The 13,814-nt window shown below is 30.4% G+C and carries 12 protein-coding genes; 9 read left to right on the forward strand and 3 right to left on the reverse strand.

Features of this window, described 5'->3' with window-relative positions; translation table 11 throughout:
• Positions 1-16 precede the first annotated feature (16 nt).
• The 3 genes from P161_RS0108400 to alaS form a co-directional block, all read right to left on the reverse strand.
• Positions 17-289 carry a hypothetical protein gene (locus P161_RS0108400; RefSeq protein ID WP_026776569.1) on the reverse strand — a complete coding sequence of 91 codons (273 nt, stop codon included), beginning with the start codon at positions 287-289 and terminating at the stop codon, positions 17-19.
• A gap of 357 nt (positions 290-646) precedes the next feature.
• Positions 647-1,597, reverse strand: coding sequence for a GSCFA domain-containing protein (locus P161_RS0108410; protein ID WP_026776570.1), 951 nt, complete (start codon positions 1,595-1,597; stop codon positions 647-649).
• 149 nt (positions 1,598-1,746) lie between these two features.
• Positions 1,747-4,365, reverse strand: coding sequence for an alanine--tRNA ligase (gene alaS, locus P161_RS0108415; RefSeq protein ID WP_026776571.1), 2,619 nt, complete (start codon positions 4,363-4,365; stop codon positions 1,747-1,749).
• Positions 4,366-4,523: 158 nt separating this feature from the next.
• Between alaS and P161_RS0108420 the strand changes: the two genes are divergently transcribed.
• The 9 genes from P161_RS0108420 (at position 4,524) to P161_RS0108465 (ending at position 13,793) form a co-directional block, all read left to right on the forward strand.
• Positions 4,524-5,486: a M23 family metallopeptidase gene (locus P161_RS0108420; protein ID WP_026776572.1), complete on the forward strand. Its 963-nt coding sequence runs from the start codon at positions 4,524-4,526 to the stop codon at positions 5,484-5,486.
• Between the two features lie 83 nt (positions 5,487-5,569).
• Positions 5,570-5,899, forward strand: a complete 330-nt coding sequence (locus P161_RS0108425) for a MerR family transcriptional regulator (RefSeq protein WP_026776573.1) — start codon at positions 5,570-5,572, stop codon at positions 5,897-5,899.
• A 199-nt stretch (positions 5,900-6,098) separates the two neighbouring features.
• Positions 6,099-7,913 carry an acyl-CoA dehydrogenase gene (locus P161_RS0108430; protein WP_026776574.1) on the forward strand — a complete coding sequence of 605 codons (1,815 nt, stop codon included), beginning with the start codon at positions 6,099-6,101 and terminating at the stop codon, positions 7,911-7,913.
• A complete protein-coding gene (locus P161_RS0108435) occupies positions 7,913-8,686 on the forward strand; it encodes an SDR family NAD(P)-dependent oxidoreductase (protein ID WP_026776575.1) in 774 nt (257 codons plus the stop codon). Before P161_RS0108430 ends, P161_RS0108435 begins: the two co-directional genes overlap by 1 nt.
• Positions 8,687-8,900: 214 nt before the next feature.
• Complete coding sequence (locus P161_RS0108445) at positions 8,901-9,611, forward strand: VIT family protein (protein WP_155810447.1); 711 nt, start codon at positions 8,901-8,903, stop codon at positions 9,609-9,611.
• A gap of 16 nt (positions 9,612-9,627) precedes the next feature.
• Complete coding sequence (locus tag P161_RS0108450; protein WP_026776577.1) at positions 9,628-10,845, forward strand: acyl-CoA dehydrogenase family protein; 1,218 nt, start codon at positions 9,628-9,630, stop codon at positions 10,843-10,845.
• Positions 10,845-11,903: a phosphotransferase family protein gene (locus P161_RS0108455; RefSeq protein WP_026776578.1), complete on the forward strand. Its 1,059-nt coding sequence runs from the start codon at positions 10,845-10,847 to the stop codon at positions 11,901-11,903. The genes P161_RS0108450 and P161_RS0108455 overlap by 1 nt, the downstream gene beginning before the upstream one ends.
• A 385-nt stretch (positions 11,904-12,288) precedes the next feature.
• The gene (locus P161_RS0108460; RefSeq protein WP_026776579.1) at positions 12,289-12,537 is read left to right on the forward strand and encodes a hypothetical protein; all 249 of its coding nucleotides are present in this window, start codon (positions 12,289-12,291) and stop codon (positions 12,535-12,537) included.
• A 503-nt stretch (positions 12,538-13,040) separates the two neighbouring features.
• Positions 13,041-13,793: an SDR family NAD(P)-dependent oxidoreductase gene (locus tag P161_RS0108465; protein ID WP_026776580.1), complete on the forward strand. Its 753-nt coding sequence runs from the start codon at positions 13,041-13,043 to the stop codon at positions 13,791-13,793.
• Positions 13,794-13,814: the final 21 nt, after the last annotated feature.

Genomic DNA, 13,814 nt, shown 5'->3' on the forward strand with positions numbered 1-13,814 from the left:
TACACTAAAATTTAAATTAATAAAATATTTCATCGAAACTAAATGCAAGTTGCATCAATTCAGTTTTAATTTTTAAAATTCCATTGTGTAAAAAGGCACTATTCTTTTTAAGTTCTAAATCAATATTTATCAACTCATTTTTAATTGATTTTTCTTTTTCTAATTCATTTTCTAAATTTTGTAAAGTGTTATTTCCTAACTTTTTATAATTATTTAAATAAATGTTGATAATTAATAGTAGTATAATTACAGCAAAAAACAGCAATAAAAAAGCCTCAGTAATTAACATATTATATTTTTTTTTGAAAGGATAACACTTGATATTGATAAGAAAAAAATATCGAGAACTTATTTTCTAAAAATAATATTCTCGATAAAAAACTCTCTTTCATAATTTTATAAATGGGGAAATCTAATAGTTTTTATTTCCAACTGATGTTTGTTGTTCACCATTGTAAATTTTAGTTTTAGCTTTGAAATCCTCTACTTTTTTTTGAGAATTCAATCTATTTACGAAACAAAAAAAGTGTATAAAATATTTTTTGTTTTCATAATTAGTAATCCTAAAATTCAGCTACAAAACTGTTTAAAAAGAAATACGAAAACAATACGTCATTTGACGTATATTTAAAAGAAATGAATTTTATTAAAAATTGATGAAAGGAAATTGTTGCTGTATTTTTTCTTTTTTTGAAGATAAATTTTTTAAAAACTGTTGATGTCCTTCAGAATTTTGATTGAAAGGTTTGTGGAGTATGCCTTTTTGAATTGTATCAACTTCTTTTAAGATTGATGCTGTTTCTGGTGAAAACCAAGCGTCTGCAAATTTCCCCCAAATATAATTAATGGCTGTTGCATTTGGATGAATCATATCTTCTGCGTAAAAACGATAATCACGCATTTCGTCCATCATAAGTTCATAACTTGGAAAATAATGGATGTTTTTTCGAGCATTTATGATTTTGTGAATTCCTGCAATTAAATGTGCTTTACTTTGTGTATTTTCGATAAAACCATCTTTTAAATGACGAACAGGAGAAACTGTAAAAATTATATTTGCTTTGTTATAAATTGATTTTAGCAGTGCAATAATTGCCTCTAAACTTTCAGTAATTTCATCAACAGTTAAAAGTTCTTTTAAGAATTTTTTTTGCGGAATTTTATGACAATTGGCTACAAATTCATCAGTTTCTATAAATCTATAAACCCAAGCAGTTCCTAAGGTAATTATAATATGAGAAGCTTCTAGTAATTTTTTATTAGTTGATAAAACAGCCGCATTCAAATTTTCTAAAATTTCATTTTTGTTGGATGAACTTAAACTGGAATGCGCATCAAAACAATGCCAACGTTCATTTTGAAAAATAAGATCACTTTCTAAATATACTTTTTCATTTATAGCATTAGTAATAAAAGTTTCAATTGCTTTTGGATTAAAAAGAATTCCAAACGGATTTTGAGTTGCTCTAAATTTAAAATAGTTTAATTTGTTACCAATATTTTCTGAAAAACACGAACCTACTAAAAACAGTTTTGAGTTATAATCTATTTGATTATGTTCTTGTTTTTTTAATGGAATTTGAGTTTGTAGTTTCATGATTTTTGCATCGTGTTTTTTAAGTATCAAACAAAAAAGAACTCACGTACCAAATTCCGAAACCAGAAACAATTAATACAAATAGGATTAATAAAAGAGCAATTAAGAATTTTCCTGTATTTTTAACTTTCTTCAATCTAAAATTTTTTTTATTTTAAATAATCTTTTGCTCTTTCTAAAACTTTAGGAATTCCTCCAGGGTTTTTACCTCCAGCAGTTGCAAAAAATGGCTGTCCACCTCCACCTCCGTGAATTAATTTCCCTAATTCTCTAACTACTTTTCCTGCATCATAACCACGTTCAGCAGCCAACTCTTTAGAAATATAACAAGTTAACATCGCTTTTTCTTTTGATGGAGCAGTAGCAAATAACAAAAATAAATTTTGATACTCTTTCCCTAAAGCAAATGCTAAATTCTTAATTCCATTAGGATCTAAATCTATTTTCGTAGCCAAAAATTGCACACCATTTATTTCTTGCAATTGGTTTTTAAGTTCGCTAGATAAATTTTGTGCTTTATCTTTTAATAATTGCTCCACTTGTTTTTGCAAATCAGCATTTTCATCTTGTAGTTTTTGAACTGCTTTTACAGGATTTTTAGAATTGTTTAAAAGTGCTGCAACTTCTGATAAAACAGCATTATTATCCGTATAAAAATCTTTTACAGCTTCGTTTGTAATGGCTTCAATTCTTCTTATTCCTGCAGCAACTGCGCCTTCGCTTTTTATTTTAAAATGCCAAATATCTCCTGTGTTTTTTACGTGAGTTCCTCCACAAAGTTCAATAGATTTTCCAAATTTTATAGCTCTAACTGTATCACCATATTTTTCGCCAAACAATGCTAATGCACCATTTTCAATAGCTTTTTCCATGGTAATATTTCTACTTTCTTCTAAAGGAAGTTTTCCAGAAATACGTGCGTTTACAAAGTTTTCTACATCTTGAATTTCATCTGAAGTTAATTTAGCAAAGTGAGAAAAATCGAATCGTAAAGATTTAGGTTTTACTAAAGAGCCTTTCTGCTCTACATGCGTTCCTAAAACTTCTCTTAAAGCTTGATGTAATAAATGTGTTGCTGTATGATTACTCGCAGATAAATTTCTATGTTTTTCATCTACAATAGCTTTAAAACTTCCATTTATATGTTCTGGAAGATTTTTTGCAAAATGAATAATTACATTATTTTCTTTTTTGGTATCTAAAATATAAACGATATCTCCTTGAGGAGTTTCTAAATAACCTTTATCACCAATTTGTCCTCCACCTTCTGGATAAAAAGGTGTTAAATTAAACACCAATTGATACATTTCGCCATCTTTTTTAGATGTTATTTTTCGGTATCTTGTGATTTTTACTTCTGCTTCTAAAAAGTCATAACCCACAAATTCTTCAACAGCATCATCTATTAAAATAGTCCAATCTTCTGTGCTCATTTCACTTGCAGCTCTTGAACGATTTTTCTGTTTTTGGAGTTCAGCTTCAAACCCTTTTTCATCTAAAGTATAGCCTTTTTCTGATAAAATCAAAGCTGTTAAATCTATAGGAAATCCAAAAGTATCATACAATTCAAATACTTTATCACCAGAAATTTCTTTAGTTTTTGCTGATGAAATAATACCATCTAACAAAACCAAACCTTGATCTAACGTTCTTAAAAAAGAAGTTTCTTCTTCTTTAATTACATTTTCAATCAATTGTTTTTGTGCCTTTAATTCAGGAAAAGCATCACCCATTTTATCACTTAAAACAGCAACCAATCTGTAAATAAAAGGTTCTTTTTTATCAAGAAATGTAAAACCATATCTTACAGCTCTTCGTAAAATTCTACGAATCACATAACCAGCTCCAGTATTGCTTGGCAATTGCCCATCTGCAATAGAAAATGCAACTGCTCTAACATGATCAGAAATTACACGAGTTGCAATATCTTGTTTGGTGTCTGAACCATATTTTGTATTTGTAATGGTACCAATTTCTCTAATAATTGGCGTAAAAACATCAGTATCATAATTAGATTGAACATTTTGTAAAACCATACAAAGGCGTTCAAAACCCATACCAGTATCAATATGTTTGTTAGGTAATTCTTCTAAAGAACCATTGGCTTTCCTATTATATTGCATAAAAACCAAGTTCCAGATTTCCACTACATGAGGATGATCTTCGTTGATTAAAGTGCGTCCATCAACTTTAGCTTTTTCTTCTGCAGATCTAATATCAACATGAATTTCAGAGCAAGGTCCACAAGGTCCTTGTTCGCCCATTTCCCAAAAATTATCCTTTTTATTACCTTTTAAAATTCGGTCTTCAGCAATATATTGTTTCCAAATATCAAAGGCTTCTGTATCCATTTTAAGGTTATCAGCATCATCAGAACCTTCAAAAACGGTTACATATAAAATGTCTTTATCAATTTTGTAAACTTCGGTTAATAATTCCCAAGCCCAAGCAATTGCCTCTTTCTTAAAATAATCTCCAAAAGACCAATTCCCTAACATTTCGAATAAAGTATGATGATAGGTATCATAACCAACTTCTTCCAAATCATTATGTTTACCAGAAACACGCAAACATTTTTGCGAATCTGTAATCCTGTTTTGTTTTGGAGTTCCATTTCCTAAAAAATATTCTTTAAATGGTGCCATGCCAGAATTTACAAATAGCAAAGTTGGATCATCCTTTGTTACCATTGGTGCAGAAGGAACCACCAAATGAGATTTTTGTTTGAAAAAATTTAAAAAAGTAGCACGAATATCTTGAGATTTCATATAATAGAAGTTTCCAACAAGTTGGATTTTGTTAATTTATTTTTAAAAAACTACTTGAAAAAAAGCAGTTGTAAAACATTTTGTAAATTTGCACGTTCTTATAAATGAGTTTTATTGAAAAAAATCAATTATAGCACAAAAATAGAACATTTAGTTATATGGCAAAAGTAAAATATTATTATGATGAGGATACGCTTTCTTACAGAAAAATTGCTGTAAAGAAAACGGACTATTATCGAAGAATATTGTTTAGCTTTTTAGGAGTTATATTAATTGCTTTCTTTGGTTTTATTGGGTTTAGTCAAATTATTACATCACCTTCTGAACGTGCTCAAAAAAGAGAATTAGAGAATTTAAAGTTCCATTATGAGTTGATTGATAAAAGATTGGAAGAAAGTTCTGAGATTCTATCACAATTACAAGAAAGAGATAATAATATTTATAGAAGTTACTTTGAAGCAAATCCGATTCCTGAAGAGCAACGAAAAGCTGGTTTTGGTGGAGTTAACAGATATAAAAATTTAGAAGGCTTTGATAATTCTGGATTGATAAAAAACTTAACGAAAGAAGTTGATATTTTATCAAAACAAATGGTGGTGCAATCTAAATCTTTAGATGAGATTGTGGCTTTAGCGAAAGAAAAAGAAGATATGTTAGCTTCAATTCCTGCAATTTTACCCATTAAAAAAGGAGAATTTTATGTGGCTTCAGGGTATAAAATGAGAATGCATCCTATTTTAAAAATCAATAAGTTTCATAAAGGAATGGATTTTACAGCACCAAAAGGTACACCTGTATATGCTTCTGGAAACGGAAAAGTTACCATTGCTCAAAGAAGTAGTACTTTTGGAAATGTTGTTTATATAGAACATGGTTATGGTTACAGAACTATTTATGCGCATTTAAGCAAAATAGAAGTAAAAAAATACAACGAAGTTAAAAGAGGAGATTTAATTGGTTTTGTTGGTAATACTGGTTTATCTGTAGCTGCGCATTTACATTATGAAGTGCATAAAAATGGTAGAGCTTTAAACCCAATCAACTTTTATTATGGAGATTTATCTTTAGAGGAATTTGCTACTTTACAAGAAACTTCAGAAGAAAGTCAATCTTATGATTAACAAATTTGTGGAAATGTTTAACTGTTGAATCGTTTAAGCGTATTCGCAATTACACAATTACACAATTACACAATTACACAACAATGCACATAGATTTACCTGAAAAACGATATTACAAAATCGGAGAAGTTGCAAAAGCTTTTAGCGTAAATACTTCATTGATTCGTTTTTGGGAAAAAGAGTTTGTAATTATCAAACCTAAAAAGAACGCTAAAGGAAACCGACTTTTTACTCAAGAAGATATTGTAAACTTCAAAATAATCTTCAATTTAGTAAAAGAAAGAGGTTTTACTTTAGAAGGGGCAAAGCAAAAATTAAAGAAAAATCCTGATAATATCTTCGATAATCAGGAAATTATTAGTAGATTAGAAGCTGTAAAAGCGGAACTTCAAAAGATTAAAAACTCACTTTAACTTTTTTGGTCTTTGCGAAGTTTACTTTTTTGTAAACTGTGGCAAGCTTTATATTAATTATCTAAATTCTATTTTACGACTCACATTGTTTTTTAAACTTACTATGCACGCATAATATTTTTCATTATATTTGGAAATAGATTTTGTTTTTCATCAACAAAAGCAATTCTTAGAAGCCAACTATAAAATTTAAAATAGTATGTCAAAGAAATATGTAGATTTAGAAACCTTAAAATATTTGCTTTATGATGTTCATAAATTAGAAAATTTATTATCAAGAGAACGTTTTAAAGAACACGATTTAGAATCTTTAGATTTATTTATAGATTCCGTTAAAGAATTTTCTGACAGAGAATTATATCCATATTTAAAAGAAATGGATGAAACGCCTGCACATTTTAAAGACGGAACTGTAATTGTGCACGAACAAGTTCAGAAAGTAATGCATCAATCAGGAGAAATGGGCATTATTGCTGCTTTATTTGATTATAAAGATGGAGGTTTGCAAATCCCATCCTCGGTTTTTCATGCAGCATTATACATTATGGATGCTGCCAATAATCATTTACCTGGGTATCCAAGCTTAACATTAGGAGCAGCAGAATTAATTATAGAATTTGGCGTACAAAGTTTAAAAGATGCCTATGTGCCAAAGATGCTTTCTGGAGTTTGGGGAGGCACCATGTGTTTAACAGAACCACAAGCAGGAAGTTCATTATCTGACATTACTACAAAAGCAACCCCAACAGAAAACGGATTTTACAAAATATCAGGTCAAAAAATATTTATTTCTGGAGGCGATTATAAAGAAGCCAAAAATATTGTGCATTTAGTATTGGCAAGAATTGAGGGCGCTCCAAAAGGAACCAAAGGAATATCCTTATTTGTAGTTCCAAAAAACAGAATTACAGAAAATGGATCTTTAGAATATAATGATGTAATGACTGTTGCCGATTTTCAAAAAATGGGACAAAGAGGTTATTGCACCACACATTTAGGTTTTGGAGATAAAGACGATTGTAGAGGTTGGCTTGTGGGTGAAGAGCACAAAGGTTTGGCACAAATGTTTTTAATGATGAATGGCGCAAGAATAGCAGTAGGTAGAGGAGCTGCAGCAATTGCAATGGCTGCTTACAGAACCTCATTGCAATATGCAAATGAGCGTCCACAAGGAAGAAAATTATCTGCTGATGGAAAGAAAAACCCAACAGAAAAACAATCTTTAATTATAGAACATCCAGATGTTAGACGAATGTTATTCTTGCAAAAAGCAATCGTAGAAGGTTCTTTAAGTTTGGTTTTATTAGCATCAAAGTATCATGATATTTTAACCACAGCAACCTCAAAAGAAGAAAAAGAAAAGTACCATTTGTTGTTAGAAATGATTATTCCTATTGTAAAAACATATCCATCTGAAGCTGGTGCAGAAGCTGTAGATAATGGTTTGCAAGTTTTAGGAGGTTATGGTTTTTGTACCGATTTTTCGTTACAACAATATTATAGAGACATCAGAATTTCTGCTTTGTATGAAGGTACAACAGGAATTCAATCGCAAGATTTATTGGGTAGAAAAGTACCAATGTTAAAAGGAAAAGGGTTGGAATTATTATCAGCAGAAATTGTAAAAACAATTATTTCTGCTTCTTTAGATGATGATTTAAAAATCTATGGAACTATTTTAGGTGATAAATTAAAACAATCTCAAAAAGTTTTAGGTCATTTAATGCCTTTTGCAATTAAGGGAAATTATGAGCGCTATTTAGCAGATGCCAATTTATTTATGGAGCACATGAGTATTGTTGTGTTAGGTTGGTTATGGTTAGAAATGGCTGTGGATGCTAAATCTAAACTTACTAAAGCTGATAAAAAATATTCAGAAACTTTTTATGAAAGTAAAATTCACACCATGAAATTCTACTTTAAATATGAAGTTCCGAAGACAAATTCGTTAGCAGAATCTTTAATGAACAATGAAGTTTTAACCATCAAAAAAGACAAAGAACTTATTTTATAATGAACATAAAAGAACAATTTAATTTAGAAGGAAAAGTTGCCATAATTACTGGTTCTAGCAAAGGAATTGGAAAAGCTATCGCAAAAGGTTTAGCAGAAAACGGAGCACAAGTTGTAATTTCTAGTAGAAGTCAAGAAGCTTCTGACGAAGTTGCCAAAGAATTTACAGCAGAAGGTTTAAAAGCAATCGGAATTGCTTGTCATGTTGGAAAAGAAGAGCAACGTAAAAATTTGGTAACTAAAACAATAGAAGCTTTTGGTAGCATTGATGTTTTAGTTAACAATGCAGCAATCAATCCAGTTTTTGGCCCAATAGAAGAAGTAAATCCTGCAATTTTTGATAAAATTATGGACATAAATGTAAAAGCACCTTGGTCTTTATCAAACTTGGTTTTACCACATTTTAAAGCGAATAAAAACGGAAGTATCATCAATATTGCTTCTGTAGAAGCATTAACGCCCGGTTTTGGATTGGGAATTTATTCCACAAGTAAAGCTGCTATTTTAATGCTGACAAAAAATCAAGCTAAAGAATGGGGACAATATGGAGTAAAAGCCAACGCAATTTGTCCAGGTTTAATTAAAACAAAATTCAGTGCTGCTTTGTGGCAAAATGAAAAAATACTAAGCAAAATTGAAAAATCGTTACCAAGTGCAAGAATGGGAATGCCAGAAGAAATGGTAGGTTTGGCTTGTTTATTAGCTTCGGATGCTGGAAATTATATGACTGGTGGAGTTTATACTGCTGATGGTGGTTTTATGATTACTGGGTAGTTTTTCAGTTTGCAGTTGCAGTTTTCAATCAGCAAAAAATTAAGTGAGATTTGTCATTTCGACTTTTTGGAGAAATTTCATAAAAAATGGTCACACATAAATAAAGCACAACATAGCCTATGTTTCTATGTGTTAAAAATTAAAATTTCTTTTCAAATAGGAACTCAGAATATCCCAAAAAAGTCAAAAGAATTACAACATAAATCAGCAAATTTTGGAACAAAAACACAACCTTGATGAGTATTTAAAAATCCATTATATTCACAGAAGTAATTGGTTAAGAGCTGCTGTTTTGGGTGCAAATGATGGTATTTTATCAACAGCAAGTATAGCTATTGGTGTTGCAGCAGCAAGCGTTACAAGAGAACCAATTATATTAGCAACTTTGGCAGGTTTGGTTGCTGGTGCTTTGTCTATGGCTGCAGGAGAATATGTTTCAGTTAGTTCTCAAACAGACATTGAAAAAGCAGATATTGAAAGAGAAAGGCAAGAATTACAAGAAATGCCAAAAGAAGAACTTCAAATTTTAGCTAAAATATACCAAAATAGAGGATTAAAAAAAGAAACAGCTTTACAAGTTGCAGAAGAATTTACAGCACACGATGCTTTAGCTGCTCACGTTAGAGATGAGTTAGGAATCAATGAAATATCTAAAGCAAAACCAATTCAAGCAGCTTTGGCTTCAGGAGCGTCATTTGTTTTTGGTGGAATATTACCTTTATTAGTCGTTTTTCTTCTTCCTTTAAAATCATTAGAATTGTATATTTATGTTTCTTCTATCGTTTTTCTAGCTATTTTAGGTGCACTTGCTGCAAAAACTGGTGGAGCTAAAATAATGAATTCTGTTGCTAGAATTACTTTTTGGGGAACTATTGCAATGGGTATTACAGCGTTAATTGGTTATTTATTTGGTATTAATTTATAAAGAAAAGAATAAAACTATGAACTTCGAATACTCCCAAAAATCAAAAGATTTACAACATAAATTATCCACTTTTATAGAAGAACACATTGTTCCAGTTGAAGCAGAGTTTATTGCTTTTCAAAGTGATAAAAACAATATGTGGAAACGTTTCCCAAAAACGGAAATGCTAAAACAAAAAGCCAAAGAAGCTGGTTTATGGAATTTGTTTTTACCTAAAGATTATGGAGAATTAAGCCCTGGTTTAACCAACTTAGAATATGCGCCTTTAGCAGAAATAATGGGGAAGAAAATCTGGATTTCAGAAATTTTTAACTGTTCAGCTCCAGATACAGGAAATATGGAAGTATTGGCAAAATACGGAAATGAAGCACAAAAAGAACAATGGTTAACTCCATTAATGAATGGCGAAATAAGATCTGCTTTTTTAATGACAGAACCACAAGTTGCTTCTTCAGATGCTACAAATATTGAAACTTCTATTGTTTTAGATGGTGATGAATATGTAATAAATGGAAGAAAATGGTGGTCTTCAGGAGCCATGGATCCTCATTGTAAAGTGGCTATTTTGATGGGAAAAACTGATGCAAATGCACATAGACATCAACAGCAAAGTATGATTTTGGTTCCTATGAATACAAAAGGTTTAAAAATTGTGCGTCCACTTTCGGTTTTAGGTTTTTATGATTCTCCAGAAGGCCATGCAGAAATTATTTTAGATAATGTTAGAGTGCCTAAAGAAAACTTAATTTTAGGAGAAGGTAGAGGTTTTGAAATTGCTCAAGGACGTTTAGGACCAGGAAGAATTCATCATTGTATGCGATTGGTTGGAATGGCTCAATATTCGTTAGAAATGATGTCTCAAAGAACTTTAGAAAGAGAAACTTTTGGTAAAAAGTTTTACGAGTATAGTAGCATTCGTCATGAAATTGCAACATCAGCATGCGAAATTGAACAAGCAAGATTATTAACACTTTCAGCTGCAGATAAAATGGACAAAGTTGGCAATAAAGAAGCTAAAGATATAATTGCCATGATTAAAATTGTTGCGCCAAATATGGCTCAAAAAGTAATTGATAGAGCCATGCAAATTTTAGGGGGAAAAGGTGTTGGACAAGATACGTATTTGCCTCATTATTTTGCCATTGCTAGAATGTTACGATTGGCAGATGGTCCAGATGAAGTACACATGTATCAGTTAGGGAAAAGTTGTATTAAAAAATATGGAAGTCAATAATGAGCAATCAAAAAGTAAGGAAAGGAGAAGATTTGCCAGAAGCAAATCTTAAAAAATATCTTCTAGAAATCATCTTAATTGAATCTTTGAAAAGTGACTTATATGTTGAACAATTTACACACGGATTTTCCAACTTAACCTATTTATTAAAAATAGAAAACAAAGAATTCGTTTTAAGAAAACCACCAAAAGGCGCTATTAAAAGAGGTCATGATATGAGTCGTGAATTTAAAGTACAAAGTGCTGTACATAAAGTGTTTTCTAAAGCGCCAAAAATGTTTGCTTTTTCTGATGATAAAACTATTTTAGGGAGTGATTTCTACATTATGGAAAAAGTAGAAGGCATCATTTTAAATTATAAGGAAGCACATAAAAGAAATATTACTGTTGATGATTATCAGAAAATAGCCAATTCTTGGTTAGATACTTTAGTTGAATTGCATAATGTAGATTATAAAGCGATTGGTTTAGAAGATTTAGGAAAGCCAGAAGGGTATGTTGAAAGACAGGTTTCAAATTGGGGAAAGCAATATGTAAAAGCAAAAACAGAAGAAGTTCCAGAAGCAGAACTAGTGATGAATTGGATGCAAGAACATCAACCAAAAGTTTATGAGCATTGTTTAATACATAATGATTTTAAGTATGATAATGTTGTTTTTAAAGATGATTCTTGGCAAGAAATAAATGCAGTTTTAGATTGGGAAATGGCAACCTTAGGTGATCCTTTAATGGATTTAGGAACTTCACTAGGGTATTGGACAGTGGCAACAGATCACGATTTTGTAAAACAAGGAATTCCTTCCCCAACCATTTTTGAAGGAAACCCCATAAGAAGTGAAATTGCAAAAATGTACGCTGAAAAGTCTGGTAGAACTATAGAAAATCTGGTTTTTTATTATGTATTTGGCTTGTTTAAAATTGCAGTAATCGCTCAACAAATTTATTTTCGCTTTTCAAAAGGATTTACAACAGATCCACGTTTTGCTAATTTGAATAAAGCTTCAGAATTGTGTTGTAAATTGGCGTTAAAAGCCATAAAAACAAAGTCGATTGATTAAATTTTGATTAAGAATTCTAACCTGCAAGGTTTTTAAAACCTTGTAGGCTTAAAATACATAGTTATAAGAACTTTAAGATTTTGTTGCAAAATGAAAACATGAGATTCTTTAAGAATAACAAATATTGTGGAGATTTGTTTGTGTGTTTATGAGTGATTTTACCATTCAGTTTGTCACGCAGTAAGCGTCTCAAAAAGATGATGATAAAGTGTCAAATTTTAAAAAAAATAGAAATAAACTAAGAAGTATTAGCCATTTTATCAAATTTCCACGTTAATAAACCTGTTTTTACGATGAGTTACCTTAATTGTAAAACGCGGTTTCGACATTATCATTATTAAGACATCAAAAATTATTTTTGACTAAAAAACTAAATATTATTGAAATGAGTAACTTATCGAACATTAAACTAGAAATTGAAAAATACGCTAACGAATCTAACTTTACTGAATTGCAAATTGTTGAAAAATTAGAGAAATACTTTTTCAATAAAAAAGTAAATGCAAATTTGAAACTCTATAAAAAGGGTAAGAAAAAAGTGAGTGAAATTACGAAAGATTTAAAAATTTCACCTCGAAGATTTTATGCTATTTTAGAAAAGAAAAATATTGAACATACTAAATACAATAAATAATTAGAATTGAAAATCTTAAGACTTGCTGAAAATAAAGACGTGGGATTCTTTCAGAATTACAAATGTTATGGAGATTCGTGTGTTTTATATAAGATTTTTCATCATTTAATTTTTCACGCTGAAGAGCGTCTCAAATAATGATAAAAAATATTATTGTCTGATTTAATTTCGCTCCTATGGAGCTTTAGAACATTTTTGTACTTTTTTATTAATATTATGCTCTTACAGAGCTAAAAATCCCATAGGGATGAAATATTATTAGAAAATTGTTTCAAAATTAAACTAAGCCCTAGAAGGGCGATATATTAAATATTTGTTTATTTAGTAAGAGTTTTAGAATTTTATAAAGTTTTAATTTGACAATAATAAGGAAACTTTAAAAATTATTTAAAAATAACCAATTTGCGTTAGGGATTGAAATGACATCCTTTTTGCTTTTTCGCAAAAAGATATAGTGGAAAGCCCGACCTTTTTAGGGAACGCCCAAATTAAAGTTAAAAAATATGCAAGTAAAAGACAAAGTAGTAATCATAACAGGAGCAGGTTCTGGAATAGGAAAAGCAACAGCCATTCATTTTGCAAATCATGGAGCAACAGTTATAGTTTCTGACATCAATTTAGAAAAAGCGCAACTAGTTGCAGAAGAAATTGTAACAAATGGAGGAAAAGCGCTACCTATAAAAGCAAATGTTGCTAAGTTTGAGGATGTAGAAAAGTTAATAAAACAAACAGTTGCAGAATTTGGCAAATTAGATGTAATTGTTAATAATGCAGGAATTGGCCCAAATTTGTTAAGAACACATGAGTCAACTTTAAGAGATTGGGATCGAGTGATTTCAGTGAATCAAACAGGAGTTTTTTACTGCATGAGAGTAGCTTTGACGCAATTTTTAGAACAAGGTTATGGAAATATTGTAAATATTGCTTCTTTGGCGGGTTTAAAAGCATCGCCCAATAATATTAGTTATAGTGCCAGTAAATTTGCTGTGGTTGGTATGACAAAATCGGCAGCAATGGAATATGCAACCAAAAACATAAGAGTAAATGCAGTGTGTCCTGGGTATACAGAATCGGCTTTATTGAATCAATTATTGAATGCAAAACCAGAAATGGATACAATTTTAAAAAGTGTAATTCCTATGAAACGTTATGGAAAAGCAGATGAAATTGCAGATGCTGTGGTTTGGTTGGCTTCAGATAACACAAAATTTATAACAGGACAAACCATAACGTTAGATGGAGGAACATCACTTTAAAATTGAGAAGAATATTTAGTA

This window comes from Polaribacter sp. Hel_I_88, assembly GCF_000687935.1.
Lineage (GTDB): Bacteria > Bacteroidota > Bacteroidia > Flavobacteriales > Flavobacteriaceae > Polaribacter.